This window comes from Vibrio sp. PBL-C16, assembly GCF_034321865.1.
In the GTDB taxonomy this organism is placed as follows: Bacteria; Pseudomonadota; Gammaproteobacteria; order Enterobacterales; family Vibrionaceae; genus Vibrio; species Vibrio alginolyticus.
Window position 1 is genome coordinate 1661648 of sequence record NZ_JAXLNY010000002.1, and the last position, 17476, is coordinate 1679123.

At 45.4% G+C, this 17476-nt stretch carries 15 protein-coding genes; 4 read left to right on the forward strand and 11 right to left on the reverse strand.

Features of this window, described 5'->3' with window-relative positions; genetic code table 11:
• Window positions 1-112 precede the first annotated feature (112 nt).
• From UQW94_RS15865 to UQW94_RS15875, 3 genes are read left to right on the forward strand one after another with little or no spacing between them, the layout of a single operon-like run.
• Window positions 113-3289 carry a response regulator gene (locus UQW94_RS15865; protein ID WP_322142387.1) on the forward strand — a complete coding sequence of 1059 codons (3177 nt, stop codon included), beginning with the start codon at window positions 113-115 and terminating at the stop codon, window positions 3287-3289.
• A 9-nt stretch (window positions 3290-3298) separates the two neighbouring features.
• Window positions 3299-3775, forward strand: a complete 477-nt coding sequence (locus UQW94_RS15870) for a hypothetical protein (protein WP_017633987.1) — start codon at window positions 3299-3301, stop codon at window positions 3773-3775.
• A gap of 1 nt (window position 3776) precedes the next feature.
• On the forward strand, window positions 3777-4868 hold the full coding sequence (locus tag UQW94_RS15875) for a hypothetical protein (protein WP_005385733.1): 1092 nt from the start codon (window positions 3777-3779) through the stop codon (window positions 4866-4868).
• A 146-nt stretch (window positions 4869-5014) separates the two neighbouring features.
• Here UQW94_RS15875 and UQW94_RS15880 read toward each other — a convergent pair whose 3' ends face one another.
• The 4 genes from UQW94_RS15880 to UQW94_RS15895 all read right to left on the reverse strand — a co-directional run bounded on the left by UQW94_RS15880 (window position 5015) and on the right by UQW94_RS15895 (window position 6942).
• Window positions 5015-5326 carry a hypothetical protein gene (locus UQW94_RS15880; protein ID WP_005377799.1) on the reverse strand — a complete coding sequence of 104 codons (312 nt, stop codon included), beginning with the start codon at window positions 5324-5326 and terminating at the stop codon, window positions 5015-5017.
• 202 nt (window positions 5327-5528) lie between these two features.
• Window positions 5529-5963 (reverse strand): DUF962 domain-containing protein, encoded by a 435-nt coding sequence (locus tag UQW94_RS15885; protein ID WP_005377800.1) that lies wholly within the window; start codon window positions 5961-5963, stop codon window positions 5529-5531.
• 119 nt (window positions 5964-6082) lie between these two features.
• Window positions 6083-6436, reverse strand: a complete 354-nt coding sequence (locus UQW94_RS15890) for an MmcQ/YjbR family DNA-binding protein (protein ID WP_005377801.1) — start codon at window positions 6434-6436, stop codon at window positions 6083-6085.
• Window positions 6437-6459: 23 nt separating this feature from the next.
• On the reverse strand, window positions 6460-6942 hold the full coding sequence (locus UQW94_RS15895) for a MarR family winged helix-turn-helix transcriptional regulator (protein ID WP_005377802.1): 483 nt from the start codon (window positions 6940-6942) through the stop codon (window positions 6460-6462).
• Between the two features lie 110 nt (window positions 6943-7052).
• Between UQW94_RS15895 and UQW94_RS15900 the strand changes: the two genes are divergently transcribed.
• Window positions 7053-7940: a DMT family transporter gene (locus tag UQW94_RS15900; protein ID WP_064353868.1), complete on the forward strand. Its 888-nt coding sequence runs from the start codon at window positions 7053-7055 to the stop codon at window positions 7938-7940.
• A 132-nt stretch (window positions 7941-8072) separates the two neighbouring features.
• On the opposite strand, the gene UQW94_RS15905 is transcribed toward UQW94_RS15900, so the two are convergent.
• The 7 genes from UQW94_RS15905 to UQW94_RS15935 form a co-directional block, all read right to left on the reverse strand.
• Complete coding sequence (locus tag UQW94_RS15905) at window positions 8073-9395, reverse strand: EAL domain-containing protein (RefSeq protein ID WP_322142388.1); 1323 nt, start codon at window positions 9393-9395, stop codon at window positions 8073-8075.
• Between the two features lie 519 nt (window positions 9396-9914).
• Window positions 9915-11186, reverse strand: coding sequence for a 4-aminobutyrate--2-oxoglutarate transaminase (gabT, locus tag UQW94_RS15910; RefSeq protein ID WP_086046703.1), 1272 nt, complete (start codon window positions 11184-11186; stop codon window positions 9915-9917).
• 14 nt (window positions 11187-11200) lie between these two features.
• Window positions 11201-12628 (reverse strand): NAD-dependent succinate-semialdehyde dehydrogenase, encoded by a 1428-nt coding sequence (locus tag UQW94_RS15915; protein ID WP_213968908.1) that lies wholly within the window; start codon window positions 12626-12628, stop codon window positions 11201-11203.
• A gap of 54 nt (window positions 12629-12682) precedes the next feature.
• Window positions 12683-13765 carry an agmatine deiminase gene (gene aguA, locus UQW94_RS15920; RefSeq protein ID WP_017633979.1) on the reverse strand — a complete coding sequence of 361 codons (1083 nt, stop codon included), beginning with the start codon at window positions 13763-13765 and terminating at the stop codon, window positions 12683-12685.
• Between the two features lie 12 nt (window positions 13766-13777).
• Window positions 13778-14644, reverse strand: coding sequence for an N-carbamoylputrescine amidase (aguB, locus tag UQW94_RS15925; RefSeq protein WP_206970055.1), 867 nt, complete (start codon window positions 14642-14644; stop codon window positions 13778-13780).
• Between the two features lie 17 nt (window positions 14645-14661).
• Window positions 14662-15939 carry an NAD(P)/FAD-dependent oxidoreductase gene (locus tag UQW94_RS15930; RefSeq protein WP_054574096.1) on the reverse strand — a complete coding sequence of 426 codons (1278 nt, stop codon included), beginning with the start codon at window positions 15937-15939 and terminating at the stop codon, window positions 14662-14664.
• A gap of 37 nt (window positions 15940-15976) precedes the next feature.
• Window positions 15977-17461 (reverse strand): aldehyde dehydrogenase, encoded by a 1485-nt coding sequence (locus UQW94_RS15935; protein ID WP_086046701.1) that lies wholly within the window; start codon window positions 17459-17461, stop codon window positions 15977-15979.
• Window positions 17462-17476: the final 15 nt, after the last annotated feature.

The following is a 17476-nucleotide window of genomic DNA, read 5'->3' on the forward strand; positions in this document are numbered from 1 at the left end:
TAATGCAATATCGGTCACACTTCCCCCACCTCATTAATATGAATTTTCTCTTAAAATCTAACATCTGAGATAAATAAACTACACTTTTCATATCAACTTCTTGGATATGGAAATGCGCGTGGTAGGAATCTTTTCTTGGAACAACCTGTCGGTAAAACAAAAGCTATTTGGGTTGGTTTTGCTGCCAATTTTATTGTTGCTTGTCCTCGCGGGTAAACATGTACAAAGCCTTTCTATCCAGGCTCAGGAACTACAAAAAGCACAGTTATTCTCTGTCTACATCGACCGCGTATCTTCGCTTTATCACCTACCGAATAACCCTGATGTAATAGATAAGCAACTAAAAACTCAGCAGATATCTCAATTGTTACGCGACACCGCTGCACCAGTATTCGGTGAAAACGCTGAGATACTAAACCAGTTGACAAGCTTTGAGGAAGCAACCCTCTCGATGCTCTCTTCGCAAAATCAAGAAGAAAAGTTAGATGCGGCAGAGTGGCGCGCTGATACGTTCAAAGAAATCCTCATGAGCTTAGACAAAGTCTATTTTAGAAATGTGAGTTATGAAACAAACACTCACCTTTCTTCTTTGATGCAACTTGAATGGTTGATGTTTTGGTCCACTGAAGAGCATAGATTAAGCGAATATTTGATTCGATCTTCAGAGGAAAATAACGAGTACGACCTCACAACACAGGCTTCTATCCAATCTTTAATCCAGAACCAACAACTATTTCTAGAGCGTTTTGTGACGCTAAATGCCAATCAACAACAAGTAGATCTGCTCATTGAGACGTTTACGGGTGAAGTCTTTATCAAAAGCCAAGAGTTTCGTGCTTATTTATTGCAACCAGCTCAACTCAAATCATTAACCCCGGATGAGATTGATGCGGGGTTATCTGCACTCAACAAACGCTTATCGTTATTACAAAGTGTTGACGACAAAATGGAACAACAGTTGAGTGATGATATATCAAAGACAATCAACACGACGACACAGCACCGCTTTACCTTTATCGCAATGATGAGCCTTTTAACGCTGTTGGTCGTAAGTTTAACGCTAAGATTGGTGCGAAAAGTTACTGGAAACTTGAATCTAGTCCTCAAATTTCTCAGTAACGAAAGCAATGAACAAAGTAACACTGAAAATTCACCTCTTGCTCAACTAATAAAGGGTAAAGACGAGCTGAGTAAGTTTGCTCGGGAGGTAAAAAAGCTTAGTGATGAGCGGATGTTGTCCAGACTAAAGCTCACACAAGCTAAAGAAGATGCAGAACAAGCAAAAGATGATGCAATTAAGGCGAGTAAAGCCAAAAGTAGCTTTTTGGCCAACATGTCCCACGAGATCCGCACGCCGCTAAATGGCGTTATTGGTATCTCTGAAGTCTTATCCGATACTTCCCTGACTGCCACACAACGCGATTACGTCGACACGATTGAAACCTCCTCCCAACTGCTTTTGAGTTTAATTAATGACGTTCTAGACTTCTCAAAAATTGAATCAGGGATGCTGCTCATTAGCCCACATTCAACTTGTGTTCGAGAGTCTATCTATGACATTGCTTCTATCATTTCACCGAAAGCAAAGGAAAAAGGCATCGATGTGCAAGTCAACATTAGCCGTAACACGCCTTACCACGTAATGTTGGATGACCATCGTATACGCCAAGTTGTCATGAACTTCATGTCTAACGCGGTAAAATTTACCGAACAAGGCAGTGTAGAGCTATCGGTCATCACCCGCGAAATTAAAAATGGTGAAGCGGTCATCGAGTTTTCCGTTAAAGATTCTGGGATTGGTATTGATGCCCAGCAGCAAAAGAAAATATTTGCTCCATTTGCCCAAGAGGATAACTCTACTACCCGACAATTTGGGGGAACTGGACTTGGGCTTGCCATTAGCACGCAATTAGTTGAGCTAATGGGTGGAGAAATTCAACTTGAATCCGAGAAAGGTAAAGGCAGTCGCTTCTTCTTTGAACTAACTGCTCCTGTGGTGACTCAAGAGTTTAACGCTTATCACGCTCTGAATCACAACGACATATGGATTGTATGCAGCAGTACTCAACTAGAACAAAAACTGCGTAACGAGTTAAGTTTTTTCAACATCAATATAACGCAGTCAGTAGATACCTTAAGTGCGTTGCCAACGTGGATTGATAACGAGCGCGTTATCGTTATTCATGTAGAAGCATCACCAAATGCAGCGGCGATGCATATCGATGAGATAGAAAGCCTTTGTAAACGAAACATTCGTGTCTGCCTCATCAAGCACCTTCATAGCCCACAATTCGACTTTAGAAACAGTATCAGCGCCTTGGTCACTCAGCCACTACTAGGGCAGCGCTTAATTAAAGCACTTGAAAGTTGTGCGGCAAATTTCTCGCACGCACAACAAGAGAGCACTTCAGCGCAACATGTTAAATCTCTGCCGAAAATTTTGGTCGTTGATGACAATACGGTCAATCAAAAAATCGCGGGGCTACACGTCACAAAAGCTGGCTTCGACTTTGATGTCGCAGTAAACGGACAAGAAGCGGTTGAGAAATTTCAACAGAATCAGTACAGCCTAATTTTAATGGACTGCATGATGCCCGTAATGGATGGATTTGAAGCCACCCAAATAATTCGTCAAATAGAAGCAAAAGAAAAACGCGCTTTCAGAATTCCGATTATTGCTCTAACGGCAAGTGTGGTCGATGACGATATACAAAAATGCTTTGACGTTGGAATGGATGACTATGTGCCCAAACCGTTTAAAGCAGGGTTGCTCAAAGAGAAGTTAGATAAGGCAATAGGGTTACGCGTTTCCAACACGACGCCTGCTGAACAACACCAAGAGAACACCACCCCCGATAAAACTCATGAACTACCTGCAAGTTCTGAGCAACCACAAGCAACGGTAACGCCTATTCGCTCCGAACGCATCTTGCTTGTCGAAGATAATAGAGTGAACCAGAAAGTGGCTTCTCTATTGCTATCTAAAGCAGGCTATCAATTCGAAGTCGCAGAAAACGGACAAATTGCAGTCGAAATGTTCCAAAAAGATGGAAAGTTTGATGTTATTTTGATGGATTGCATGATGCCCATAATGGATGGGTTCGAAGCTTCTAGGCAAATTAGAGCTTATGAAGCGAGTAAAGGATTAGCTAAGACGCCCATTATCGCATTAACCGCAAGCGTCGTAGATGATGACATTCAGCGCTGCTTTGATTCAGGAATGGATGCCTACGTACCAAAGCCTGTGCGCAAAGAAAAACTGTTGTATCAGATTGAACAAGCAATGTAGGTGGATTCTATGAGTAGAAATCATTCTCGCGTTGCTTTTCCTTTGCGTTACATAAAACGCTATCTGTTTATTCTGATTGCCCTTCTTTCATTAAATTGCCAAGCTCTCGCTGCAGAGAGCTACGCCGTTTTCTCATTTAATGACGAATTCTCTCCGCTCACTGTCAATAAAGCGCGAAAGTTGTACAGAGGGAAGACGCAACTTTTACAAGGCCAGCGAATTGAACTCTCTGACTGGCCTGCGACATCAACAGAAAGAGCTGAGTTCTATCGTTATCTTCTCAACAAAAATTTAGCGCAAATGAACGCGCATTGGGCAAGCTTGTCTTTTTCAGGTAAAGCTAGACCGCCAAAAGTGATTGCACGCTCCAGCATTGATGACCTCATAGCATGGATGCAAGAGAAGCCGAATAGAATTGGTTATGCCCCAACATCGAGCGTCCCTAGTAATGCTCATGTTTTATGTGTAGTTAGCTCGGAGAATTGATATGAAAAAATATTTAACCATGTTATCGCTGAGTATCGCGACCTTTCCGAGCTCAGCCACGATTGAACTAACAGAACAACTTTCTTTAAGTGGTTTTGGCTCTACTTCGTGGGCAAAATCCGATAACCCAACTACGTTACTAGTTAACCGCTTTATTGGCGATGAATCTTGTTTCGATTGCGATACCACTTTCGGCATGCAGCTCGATTATTTTCACAAGGCATTTCGGGCATCCGCACAAGTCGTAAAGCGCCCGCAAGACCATTGGAGCTCGCCTCAGCTCGAGTGGGCGTATTTGGCTTATACCTATCAAAACATAGAAATACGAGGAGGACGCTTAAGACTGCCACTGTTTTTGATGTCTGAGTACAACTATGTCGGCCACGCTTTTACCCAAGCCCGCCCACCGAATGAGGTATATGACAGCATTCTAGGTATCACGGCTTATAACGGCCTATCTGCACGCTGGATTCATGACCTCAATGAGCAAGTCGTACTTACTGCCATGCCGTTTGTCGGGTTTAAAGACAATAGTGACGTAACCATCAATGAACGTACTGAATTGGAAATTGAGTCAAACAATACTGCAGGGATGAACTTAACGCTAAGCGGAGAGAGCTATCGTTGGAATTTTTCCTACCTCCACGGCGATTATGATCAAACAACGGCGCTCTCTAACATTGAGCAGTCCACTCCCGGTGGCGGAACCACAATCATTGACCGTCTAGTTGAAACAGAAAAAAACAACACGATCGATCTGTTCTCTCTAGGGTTAAGATACGAGCTCGATAACATTGTGATTATGGCAGAAGGACAGACCAGCAATCTTTCCTCATCTTGGTACGCGACAACAAGTTATAATGTAAACAAGCTGACTCCTTATATTGTTTACGGTCAGCAGTTTAATAGTCGGGATAAAAAAAGTGGAGACAGTTTCTTACTCGGGTTGAGATACGACCTAGATTACAACGTTTCCCTGAATGCAGATTGGCAAAGGTTCAACGCCTACAATAATAGCTCTGGCGCGTTTTCATCAGCCCCAAAGGATGACAGTGCGAGCCTTTATACGCTAATGCTCAACTTCGTTTTTTAATGTTTCTTACAGTACCAATTTCCACAACACTGGGGGCTGTTGTATTAAGAAGGCTTTTTGCAACACGTAACTAAACGCTAAACGACTGGAAGGGATAGAATCGTTCAGATAGGTAAGTGGCAATCCAAACAGAGACAAAGGTTACTCTATTTCGGTTTGTTTTGATTGCCTTTTAACCGCTTTTCTTTGCGTCGCAGTGCCCGGAAAAACTTTGACTCTTCGTGGTACCAACCAAGGACACTAATTGGAAAGCCCACGAGCATCATAATAAAAACATCCGCAGGGAGTTGTTCCCAAATGTCGCTTAAAGAATGCAGCTCTCCAAAAATGAACAAACCGATGACTTTACCAAGCAGTAATGCACAACAAATCATAAAGAAGGACTTTAATATATAGTGCCATTTGCCTTTTTTACGCTCTTCTCTCCAATAGGCATATTTATATTGTCGGTCGTACATTCATCCCCCTAAAGTAAACTTGCCGTAAGTTTAAGTATCTCGATAGCGTAAAGTGCGTTGGCACCTCTTTAATCATAGTGCGTATCAAAAGTGAATGCTTGTCGTGGCAATAAGAAGGAGAGGTATTCTGTAGTAAGAGCTACAAAATCTCTTAACGTTATATGTCTTGTGTAATTCGGATGATGTCTGATTTTGCTTATCGCTAGTGTTTTCTGAACACCCAAATCGGGCCGATGAGTAGAAACTGTAAATCCTCAAAAAACGACGGTTTTTTACCTTCAATCTTGTGACCGATAAATTGCAATATCCACAATACGCCAAACAAGAGCATAGAAATATGCAGAACGGGCAACATCAATACCTCTAGAGACCAAATAAGGCCAATGCACGCTAATGTGTAGCCGATCATCATCATGAATACGCTCAGAGACAAACGAAAATAGAAAACCCAAGTGGGGATCACCGCTACCCAAACCCAATTAAGTTCGAAGCCTAATAATGAAATCTGGGGAATCGACCAAATAAGTCCAACCACAGAAAGGTAAATACCTGGAACTGCAATTGTGTGAATCTTTTGGTTGATAGGGTTTTGGTGACTCTCCCCGTATTCTTTTAGCCATTCAGATAATGCTCGCATATCATTCCCCTTTTCCACCTTCTTATTCTTATATAGCCCGAGGATGAAAAAGGTGCGAATTTTTCCGTAAAGGCTACGAGCAACGAGCGACAAAACAACAGAGGCCAGTGCGTTGCCGATTACTCACCAAGCAACGCTCGTTGTGCTTTCGGCAGCTTGGCAACGACAAGAGCATAAGAGCGTTCACACAAGTCTTGAATCAACCCATCCTCGACATCACCGTTAAAATAAACCGTTATCCAATGACGCTTATTTAAGTGATAACCCGGGATAATATCCGTAAACTGCGACGTTAAGACTTCTCCATCTTCTGGTTTTACTTTTACGCTGACATACTCCCGACCGTTTCTCTCTGCAATGATGGCAAACATCTTGCCTTTGATTTTGTAAACAACCGCTTCAGGCCCAAATGGGAAATCGCTTTCTGCACACATGAAGGTACTTAAGTATTGTTCTAGTTCTTTGCTTTTCATATCCCCTGCCTCCTTCTGCGTTCTCATTCAAATTGTGGCAATAGCAATTTTAACGCCTGGTTAACCTGCTCTTTTTCATTGCCTTCTAAACCATGCAATAACGATTGCTGAACGTCTACATGCTCCAAAATTAGCTTGTCAATTAAGGTTAAGCCTTGCCCTGTTAGTTCAACGGTGACGCTACGTCGGTCTTCTTTACTATGGGTTCTGGTAATAAACCCTTTCTTCTCTAGTTTATCTAAGCGATTAGTCATCGCACCCGAAGTGAGCATCATCGACTCTATTAACGCTGAGGGAGTAAGACAATATGGTGAACCAGCTCGACGCAGTGTCGCTAACACATCAAATTCACCCATTTTCAGATCGTACTTCTTATGTAGCTCGGCGACCCTAGATTCCATGTGTTTTGCAATTCGCATTAGTCGACCCATTATTGCCATCGGTTCAGTGTCGAGGTCTGGCTTCTCCCTAGCCCACTGCTCTACCACTCTATCAATTGCATCCATTATTTCTCTCCAAACATCATATATTTTTTATTTTAACATAAAGATACTTTACAAAAAGCCACCTTGCCGATATCGTTACATTTAATTATCTCTACATAAAGATATTTAACATGAACATTTTACTTGCGATGATTCCTGCCTTTTTTTGGGGGACGACTTACGCTGTTACTCAGTTTACTCTACCGGACTGGCCTCCCGTTTTACTTGGCGCTCTAAGGGCACTGCCTGCGGGTCTTTTGTTGCTGGCAATAAAGCCCTCGTTTCCAAAAAGAAGTGAGTGGAAAGTGCTGCTTGTTTTAGGAACCATCAACATCGCTTGCTTCTTTGGTCTCATTTTTGTCATGGCGTTGACGCTTCCTTCTGCCATCTCTGGTGTTGGTATGGTTTCGGTCCCCGTTTTTGCGATGCTGTTTGGTTGGGCGGTCTACAAACGTCAGCCTAGTGGCATTCAAGCGATAAGCGGCGCAACTTTGATTGCTTTAGCTTGGTTCTTATTTGATCCTAGCTCTATTTCTCTCGAACCCGTGGGCTTACTTGCGATGATCTCCGCCATTATGTGCATCGTGATAGGAAGTAGCGTAACAAAGTCACTAGGTACAAAAATGCACTGGTGGACAGTGCTAACATGGCAGCTCATTTTGGGTGGCGTGATTATGTCTATCGCAACAAGTGTGCTGGCGATAAACAATCCAGAGCCATATGTTACGGTCGTTCAGGACGTATCCATGACGAATATTCTAGGGTTACTGTGGGTAATTATTCTGAACACCGCATTAGGGTATGGCATGTATGTATGGTTATTACAGCGGATGTCGGTCGTAGATTTTACCTTTGGTGGTATTGCAAACCCAGTCGCAGGCATTGTTTCGGGCCTACTGCTATTGGGGGAAACGTTCACTCCTCTGCAATACAGCTTAATGCTAGGAATGATCGTAATGTCATTACTACCTCAGCTCATTACGTCAATCAAAACGAAAAGAGCCGCACTCTCCTCCTAAGTAACGTTAATTCCTAACACTCTAGGAGTAATGAGAGTGTTAGGAATCCTCAAGTGTGAGCCTACCAGCAGAAATCAGCGCTAACCTAGGCAACTGGCACCTTTAAAGCGGGATGTTATGACGTTATGGCTATTAAGCACTTGCAAGGTTAGTCAGGGGCTCTGGTCTAGCGTAAACATAACCTTGAATAAGGTAAATCGCATGCTGAGCCAGGTATTCGACTTGATCCTGGCTCTCTACACCTTCTGCAATCATCTCACATTCCGCTTTGTTCGCTGCAGACACAATTGAGTCCAGCACTTTCAATTTTTGGTCGTCAGATCCTATTGGATCAATGAACATCTTATCCACTTTTAGACATCGGATGCCCAAGTCTTGTAGATAAGAAAAGCCACCATATCCGGTACCAAAATCGTCAATTTTGAACTTGTAGCCTTTATTCGTTAAATACAAAATCTCTTTTTTCGCGGCCTCAGTGTCTTTTACTGGTATTCTCTCGGTCAATTCAAAATGAATTCTATTAGAGATTGGCCAATTTAACTCCGACAGCAACTTCGTTAATACACCTGACTCTAAATGGGAGGAAACAATATTGATGCTGACCCACGTATGCTCGGGTAAGTCACTTAAGTCTTGTATGATTTTACGAATAAGCTGATTGGTCATCGGGATAATCAGGCCACTTTCTTCTGCAGCACCAATAAACATATTTGGTGGCACCATTCCATCACGCCGCGACCATCGAATCAGAGCTTCATATCCTACTGTCTTACCATCGCGACTATCGACAATCGCCTGGTAGTAAGGAATAAATTCTGCATTACTAATCCCATTTTCAATTAGACCTGTAATGGATTTTCTCAAGCTTTTACCTGATATGTATGAAAATGCAGTCACAAGACCAGCCAGCACACTTACAAGACCGCCCCACAAAAGTACTCTTTCCTGAGCATAATGTTTAAGTTTTTCACCGCTGTATATCTTTATGAGCATGTTGGCTTGAGAATCTCCTGAAAAGAAAAACTCTTTTGACAGTGCTTTTTCTTCTCCTGCAATATTCGCTTTGCCACGGCTTATCGTTAAATCACCAAATATTGGTTCATCATACTTAAACTCTACAAATAGGCAGTCTTTGCAAGGCGTTTTTATTACCTCGTTAACCCAACTGTTATCAAGCACCCAGAAGACTTCAACGTGTTCATTATCATAAATGACCATCCACTCTATTTGGTCATTCTGCTGCGGCAAAATAAGTGATGCGAAAAAGTTCTCATCCATCTGAAATCGTTCACTACTAGATGGGCGAGACACTTCACTACCAACCGTGGAACACGTTTTTCCGCCTTCTGTGGTCATCGCAATAAAACGAATGTAACGGTTATAAAAACGTGGGTCGCGTAAAGTTCTTACATCACTATCACTACAAGTAAAATCTAACTGAGCAATCTGCTTCACTATTGCTCTGTCCAAATAGGCAGACCTTTGATTTAAATATTCTACGTAAGCATCTATTTTCGACGCTTTTACCGAGTTGACGTAAAAGTTGGTTATCGAATGAAAGGCCACTACAAATATGGCGATGGGAGCTAAGCCGAGTAAAATGGCATACCTTGTATTCTTTGTTATCAAAGTTCGTCCTGCTAATCTGACAAGCAACCTAAGTGGGATATGAATACTATCTCATTTTTATAGTCCAAAAAGTGAGGAATGACGCTCAATAAAATTATAGACTCAAGTGGCTTTCAGATGTCGGGATTTAGAATGCGAGCACCAAACCACATTCGAGGAGAACAAAGTAGCGACTAAGTGGAAAGTAAGAACGAGCCCAATTGTTAAGTCATCCGTAATAAAAGTGACAACTTGGATCTTGAGCAATACTTTTTAGATAGGCAGCAGATACGCTAAAAAACAAAAAGGAAACGATTGATGCCAACCGCTTCCTTGATTTGTTATTGCTATTTAAAAGCGCGTGAATTACGCCACTTCAAGAATCACTTTTTCCAACTTATCTAGGCCTTCATTTAGCACGTCAGATTCGATGGTCAGTGGAGGTAACAGACGAATCACGTTCGCTTTTACTCCACAAGAAAGCAGGATAAGGCCGTTTTCTTGCGCTTTAGAAATCACCGATTTGGTCATCTCTTGTAGCGGCTTACCTGATTCTGGGTCAGTAAATTCAATCGCCATCATCGCACCCGTAGTACGGATTTCACCAATAGCAGGCACAGATTGTTGCAGTTTGGTCATACGTGCATTGACCACTTCACCGATGCCAATCGCTTTAGCACACAAATCTTCTTCTTCGATGATTTTCAGCACTTCAAGACCAGCAACACAACCGAGTGGCGAGCCTGCATAAGTACCACCTAGACCACCAGGCAGTGCAGAGTCCATCACATCCGCTTTCCCAACTACCGCTGAGATTGGGAAACCACCAGCAATGCCTTTCGCCATTGTCATTAGGTCTGGTTCAATGCCTAGGTATTCTGTGGCAAACATTTTACCGGTACGAGCAAAACCAGTTTGGATTTCATCGGCAATCAGCATGATACCGTGCTTATCACACAGCTGACGCAAGCCTTGTGCAAACGCTTCAGGTGCTTTGTAGAAGCCGCCCTCGCCTTGCACTGGCTCGAAGATAATCGCCGCAACGCGTGAAGGTTCAATATCGCAAGCAAATAGATCGTCGATCGCTTGTAAGCTTTGTTCAACGCTGATGCCGTGGAACGCATTTGGGTACGGCGCGTGGTAGATTTCGTTCGGGAAAGGACCAAAGCCTGCTTTATATGGCGCAACTTTACCGGTTAACCCCATCGTCATGTTTGTGCGACCGTGAAAGCCCCCTTTAAACGCTATCACGCCGCTACGACCAGTATGAGCGCGCGCTACTTTCACTGCGTTTTCGACCGCCTCGGCGCCAGTGGTTAGAAAGATCGCTTTCTTCTTAGTCTCACCCGGTGCAAGTTCTGTCAGCTTTTCCGCCAGCTCAACGAATGACGCATACGGGGTAACCATCGCACACGTGTGCGAGAAGTTATCCAACTGAGCTTTTACCGCTTCACTGATACGTTTGTGAGAATGCCCGGTGTTAGTTACCGCGATGCCCGCTGCAAAGTCGATGTATTTGTTGCCTTCGATATCCCATACGTAAGCGTTTTCTGCTTTCTCGACGTAAAGTGGGTACAGTGCGCCCATGCCTTGAGCAATTACTTGGCTTCTTCTTTCATGTAGTTGTTGGTTTGTCATTGTTTTGTCCTTAATTAGTTGCCGCCAAAGCAAAGATATTTCACGTCCATGTATTCATCGATACCTTGTTTTGCTCCTTCGCGTCCGATGCCGGACTGCTTAACACCACCGAAAGGAGCGACTTCAGTAGAAATCATACCTTCGTTAATGCCGACCATGCCGTATTCGAGCGCTTCTGCGATTTTCCAAACACGGTGGATGTTTTGGCTGTAGAAGTACGACGCAAGACCGTAAATGGTGTCGTTCGCCATTTCGATCAGCTGTGCGTCACTGTCAAAACGAATCACTGGCGCGACAGGGCCAAAGATTTCCTCAGAGACAATCTTCATGTCGTGAGTAACGTCTTTGAGAACCACTGGCTGCATAAATAGACCATCGAGCTTTTTAAGTTCTGAAACTGGCTTCGCGCCTTGCTCGATAGCACCATCGATCAACGCTTGAATGCCTTGCTTCGCTGACTCGCTGATCACTGGACCAATGTTGACCCCCTCTTCCAATCCGTTACCAACTTTGAGCTGCTGAACCGCAGCGTCAAACTTAGCAACGAATTCGTCATACACTTTGCTGTGTACATAGAAACGGTTCGCACAAACACACGTTTGACCTGCGTTACGGAATTTCGACGCCATCGCGCCTGCCACAGCTGCATCAATATCCGCATCATCGAATACGATAAATGGCGCGTTGCCACCGAGCTCCATTGAGGTACGTTTGATGTCAGCCGCGCTTTGCTGCATCAGCACGCTACCGACTTGAGTAGAGCCAGTGAAAGACAACTTACGAATCAACGGGTGTGAAGTGAAGATAGCACCGACCTGACGGGAGTTTTCCCCCAATACCACTTGCAGCACATCGCGTGGGATACCCGCTTGATAGGCAAGCTCTGCAACCGCAAACGCAGACAGCGGCGTAGATTCAGATGGTTTTACCACAAAGCTACAGCCTGCTGCTAAAGCTGGCCCTGCTTTGCGCGTGATCATCGCAATTGGGAAGTTCCAAGGTGTAATCGCACAGGCGACACCAATTGGCTGTTTGATGGTCACCAAACGCTTGTCCGCACTTGGCGCAGGAATCGTCTCACCGTAGGTACGCTTCGCTTCTTCAGCAAACCATTCGATAAAGCTCGCGCCGTAAAGCACTTCACCTTGAGCTTCCGCTAGCGGCTTACCTTGCTCTAACGTCATCAAACGGCCAAGGTCGACTTTGTTTTCTAACAGGAGTTGGAACCAACGATTGAGCATGCCAGCACGCATTTTTGCTGGCAGTGCCGCCCACTCTTTCTGCGCCACACTGGCACGTTCAATGCCATTTAAAATGTCGTTTTCGGTTGAAACTGGTGCGTACCCGAGGAGTTCTCCGGTCGCCGGATTAGTCACTGCAATGCCCTGTTGTGGATTCGCTACCATAAACGAAACAAGGCTTTGGTTTTGTATCTGTTGCATGGTCATTCCTTTTGACAACTCATCATCGCCGCTAAGCCAGCGGCGAGTTTATGTTTAAGCAGGGATCTGCTGCGTAATACAGTGAATGTTCCCTCCGCCGAGTAGAACCTCTCTCGACGGTATCGCGATGATTTGGTATTCCGGCATCGCGTTTTGCAAAATATCGATCGCCATAGCGTCGGTCTCTTCGTCCAGCATCGGCAAGAACACATGCTCGTTGACGATAAGAAAGTTCGCATAAGAGGCACTTAGGCGTTCGCCAGCTTGTCGACTCATTCCCGAACTGGCGTCAATGCCATTGGCTTCGCGCTCGCTGTAATGCAACGGACCCGGTAATGGCAAACGGACAATTTCAATATTGCGCCCTTTCGCATCGTGCTGAGATTTCAGTACTTGTTCCGCTTGACGAGATAACGCGTATTGCGGATCACTTGGGTCATCGGTCCAACTCAGTACCACCTTACCCGGAGCGATAACGTGCATCAGGTTGTCAACATGGCCGTCTGTTTCGTCATTGAATAAACCATTTGGCAACCAAATGACTTTTTCGATACCGAGATACGCCTTTAACTGCTCTTCAATTTGCGCTTTGCTCAACTGTGGATTTCGCCCCGGACTAAGTAAGCACTCTTCTGTGGTGTAAAGGGTGCCTTCACCATCGGTGTGAATCGCCCCACCTTCAAGTACAAACGGTGCGCGGTAATGATCAATACCGATGATGTCGCACACCGAACCAGCGACAAGATCGTCCTGCTGCCAGTTGTCGTAAAGGCCGTTGTATTCGCCGCCCCACGCGTTGAATTGCCAACTAATCCCACGGCGCTCGCCCGCTTGGTTAACAAGCACGGTCGGCCCGATGTCTCGCATCCACGCATCGTTAAATGGGATTTCCACCAAACGTACATCTGAGTGAAGCATTTGACGCGCTCGGTCAAAGTTGTGCGAGCACACCGCCACACACACTTTGGTCACTTCCGCGATTAAGTTCGCGATTCTGGCAAAGGTTTCTTGCGCGGGTAATGCGTCATCACGCCAATTGTCTTTCCTTTCTGGCCACGCTAGCCAAACTTCACTAACCGGCTGAAACTCAGCCGGAAAATAGAAGCCATCCTGCGCTGGTGTTGTCGATAACTTCATTTTAACGCCTCTTTAAACAGCTAGTTTGCCAACGCTGGTGTAAAGGTCTGGACGACGGTCGCGGAACAAGCCCCACGCGTGACGCGCTTTCGCTGTCGTAGCGAGGTCGATTTCTGCGTAAATGATGGTTTCACCTTCACGCGGTGCTTCGGCAATTTTTGCACCAGTGTGGTCAGTGATAAAAGAAGAGCCGTAGAACGTCGTCTCGATACCATCATCGACTTCAGTGCCCACTCGGTTTGACGCAATCACTGGAACGAGGTTTGCTGCCGAGTGACCTTGCATTGTACGTTGCCAGTGGTCACGTGAATCCAGTGTCGAATCTTGAGGCTCAGAACCGATTGCAGTTGGGTAAAAAATCGCTTCCGCGCCGTGCAGAGCCAAGCTGCGTGCAAGCTCTGGAAACCATTGGTCCCAGCAAATGCCAGCACCGAACTTACCGAACTTGGTTTGCCACACTTTGAAACCGGTATCGCCAGGGCTAAAGTAGTATTTCTCGCTGTAGCCCGGGCCGTCAGGAATGTGTGACTTGCGGTAGTTATCTAATACCGTGCCATCGGCATCTATCATCACTAGCGAGTTAAAAAACGTGTTGCCCGCTTTTTCAAAGTAGCTGACTGGAATAACCACGCCGAGCTCTTTAGCCAACGCACTCATCTCTTTAATAAGACGACAATTCTCCGTTTCTTCTGCAAGCTCGAAATACTTTGCTTCCTGTTTTTTGCAGAAGTAAGGCGCAGCGAACAGCTCTTGCGGAAGAATCACGTTCGCACCGTTTTGTGCTGCTTCACGAATCGCCTTTTTTGCTTTGGCCAAGTTGTCTTCCAGATCCCAGCTTTTCGTCAGTTGAAGGGCTGCAAATTTCACCACTTTGCTCATTGGATATTCCTTATCTCTTAAATCGCCAGTTTGTCACGTAGGTTGTAGTAAGCCGCACCCATTGCCGTAAACGGAATTTGGAAGTGGCGGCCACCTGGGAAGGAGTAATGTTTCAGTGCAGCAAACGCATCGAAACGTTCAGCGTGTCCGGTCAATGCTTCTGCCAGCAACTTGCCTGCGAGGTGAGTACACGTTACACCGTGACCGCTGTAGCCTTGTAGGTAGTAAATGTTGTCTGCAAACGAGCCAAATTGCGGCATGCGTGAGTAAGTCAGCAAGAAGTTACCCGTCCAGGTATAATCAATCTTGATGCCTTTCAATTGTGGGAAGACTTTCTCCATCTTCGGACGAATCAATGCTTCAATGTTTTCTGGGTCACGTGCGCCGTAAACCACGCCACCTCCGAATAACAAACGCTTGTCGGCGGTTAAGCGGAAGTAGTCAAGCAAGTAGTTACAGTCTTCAACGCAGTAGTCACTGGTCAGCACTTGTTTTAGCTGCTCATCACTCAAAGGCTGAGTCGCCACCACTTGTGTGCCACACGGAATCGCTTTGTTGCTGATGTTTGGTGCCAACCCACCAAGATACGCGTTACCTGCCAAAACCACGTACTTGCTCTTCACGCTACCTTGCGCCGTTTTGACTACTGGGTTAATCCCTTTGTCAATCGACACGACCGCCGACTGTTCGAAGATTTGGCCACCCAGAGAAATAAACGCAGCGGCTTCACCTAACGCAAGTTTAAGCGGGTGAATGTGACCACCGCGCATATCCAACAAGCCACCAGTGTACACTTTGGTCCCTACCGCTTGTTCTACTTCTCCTGCGTCAAGCAGAGTCAGTTGGTCGTTGCCGTAACGCTCCCAGTTCTTCTTATGCTCTTCTAGCCCTTTGAGTTGTTTACTATTCAGTGCCGTGAACAAACCACCTTGCTTGTAATCACAGTTGATGTCGTATTTGTCGATCAGACCACGGATGATATCGCCGCCTTCAAAAATCATATCGCACAGAGCTTTAGCTTGGTTTTGGTCGTAACGGCTTTCAATCACGTCAACATCTCGGCTGTAGCTATTAACGATTTGGCCGCCGTTACGACCAGTTGCTCCAAAGCCCACTTTTGCGCTTTCTAGCACAACGACTTTAAAACCTTTTTCTGCAAGGTGTAGTGCAGAAGAAAGACCAGAGAATCCCGCACCGACTACACACACATCGCACTCGATGTCGTTTTGCAACTGTGGGTATTCCGGCATGTTTGGCACAGAGTGCGCGTAGAACGAATCCGTATGCTTGTTCATAGAACTATTCCTTTATTTATCGTAATCGTCAGCAGGCTTAAGGATGGAGGCGAATCCAAGTGGTTTTGGTTTCGGTGAATTTTTCAATCGCGTGGAGAGACTTGTCTCGACCGTTTCCGCTCATTTTGAATCCACCAAATGGAACCGTCATGTCACCTTCGTTATAGTTGTTGACCCAAACCGAGCCGGCTTGCAGTCGTTTTGCTACGCGATGAACGCGGTTGATATTGCTACTCCAAAGTGCAGCACCTAAGCCGTACTTCGAATCGTTAGCGATCTCAATTGCTTGCGCTTCGTCTTTGAATGGAATGACACACAGCACCGGACCAAAAATTTCCTCTTGGGCGACACGCATCTTGTTGTCGACGTTGTCTAAAATGGTTGGGGAAACAAATGCGCCCTGCCCATCGACATCGCCGCCACAACGTACGTTTGCACCTTCTGATTCACCTAACGAGATGTATTCCAATACTTTTGATTTATGATCTTGGTCGATGAGCGCACCCATTGATGAACTTGGGTCCATTGGGTCTTTTGGCGTGAACGCTTTCGACGCTTGAATAACTTTTTCTATAAACTGCTCTTTGATGCTTTCGTGAACAAGCAGGCGGGTTGCCGCGACGCACACCTCACCTTGGTTGTAGAAACACCCTGCGGCGGTTTCTGCTGCTACGCGGTCTAAATCATCACAATCTTCAAACACGATGTTCGCGTTCTTGCCGCCCGCTTCTGCAAACACGCGCTTTAGGTTGCTCTCACCCGATCTGACCATCAGTTGACCTGCAATGCGCGTCGAGCCTGTGAAGGCGATGCAGTCTACGTCTTGGTGTTTCGCCAGCGCGTCGCCAGCTTCATGACCAAAACCCGTAATGACTTGGAAAACGCCTGTTGGTAAGCCCGCTTGAGAAGCAAGTTGACCTAGAAATATCGCGGTGAGAGAAGATTTTTCTGACGGTTTTAGAATCACGCTGTTACCAGCGGCTAAAGCAGGACCAAGCTTCCAGCACGCAAGCCAAAGGGGGAAGTTCCACGGTACAACCGCAGCAACCACACCAATTGGTTGATGAGAAATAAAAGCGTGTACATCTTTTTCGGTTGGGGCAACTTCGCCGTATACTTTGTCGATTGCTTCTGCGTACCAGCGTAATGCACTCGCCGCGCCAGGAATATCGGTAGAGAAGCTGTGAGAGATAGGCTTACCGGTATCAAGCGTTTCTAGCAGAGCCAATTCTTCTTGGTTTTGATCAATCAAGTCAGCAAACTGTTTAAGCACTGCTTTGCGATGAGCTGGGCTGCTCTCGCTCCACTGACCGGATTGAAATGCTTGGCGAGCGTAGGAAACCGCGAGATCAACATCTTCATTTTGGCAACGGGCGATTTCGGTGAATATCTCATCTGTTGCTGGGTTAACTACCGGGATGGTTTGCCCTGTTAAAGCGGCACTGTATTCACCGTTAATGTACGCCCTGTTTTCGATGTTTAGATTGTTTTTTAGTTCAATCCATTGCTCTTGGGTTTTCATACGCTCTCCTTGTGA

Bases quoted from the DNA above. Each gene is read 5' to 3' on its own strand.
- UQW94_RS15890 (WP_005377801.1), bottom strand. From the start codon at position 6,436: ATGAAAAGCAAAGAACTAGAACAATACTTAAGTACCTTCATGTGTGCA.
- UQW94_RS15930 (WP_054574096.1), bottom strand. From the start codon at position 15,939: ATGAACAAGCATACGGATTCGTTCTACGCGCACTCTGTGCCAAACATG.
- UQW94_RS15915 (WP_213968908.1), bottom strand. From the start codon at position 12,628: ATGCAACAGATACAAAACCAAAGCCTTGTTTCGTTTATGGTAGCGAAT.
- UQW94_RS15900 (WP_064353868.1), top strand. From the start codon at position 7,053: ATGAACATTTTACTTGCGATGATTCCTGCCTTTTTTTGGGGGACGACT.
- UQW94_RS15870 (WP_017633987.1), top strand. From the start codon at position 3,299: ATGAGTAGAAATCATTCTCGCGTTGCTTTTCCTTTGCGTTACATAAAA.
- UQW94_RS15935 (WP_086046701.1), bottom strand. From the start codon at position 17,461: ATGAAAACCCAAGAGCAATGGATTGAACTAAAAAACAATCTAAACATC.
- aguB (WP_206970055.1), bottom strand. From the start codon at position 14,644: ATGAGCAAAGTGGTGAAATTTGCAGCCCTTCAACTGACGAAAAGCTGG.
- UQW94_RS15895 (WP_005377802.1), bottom strand. From the start codon at position 6,942: ATGGATGCAATTGATAGAGTGGTAGAGCAGTGGGCTAGGGAGAAGCCA.
- UQW94_RS15875 (WP_005385733.1), top strand. From the start codon at position 3,777: ATGAAAAAATATTTAACCATGTTATCGCTGAGTATCGCGACCTTTCCG.
- UQW94_RS15865 (WP_322142387.1), top strand. From the start codon at position 113: ATGCGCGTGGTAGGAATCTTTTCTTGGAACAACCTGTCGGTAAAACAA.
- UQW94_RS15880 (WP_005377799.1), bottom strand. From the start codon at position 5,326: ATGTACGACCGACAATATAAATATGCCTATTGGAGAGAAGAGCGTAAA.
- aguA (WP_017633979.1), bottom strand. From the start codon at position 13,765: ATGAAGTTATCGACAACACCAGCGCAGGATGGCTTCTATTTTCCGGCT.
- gabT (WP_086046703.1), bottom strand. From the start codon at position 11,186: ATGACAAACCAACAACTACATGAAAGAAGAAGCCAAGTAATTGCTCAA.
- UQW94_RS15885 (WP_005377800.1), bottom strand. From the start codon at position 5,963: ATGCGAGCATTATCTGAATGGCTAAAAGAATACGGGGAGAGTCACCAA.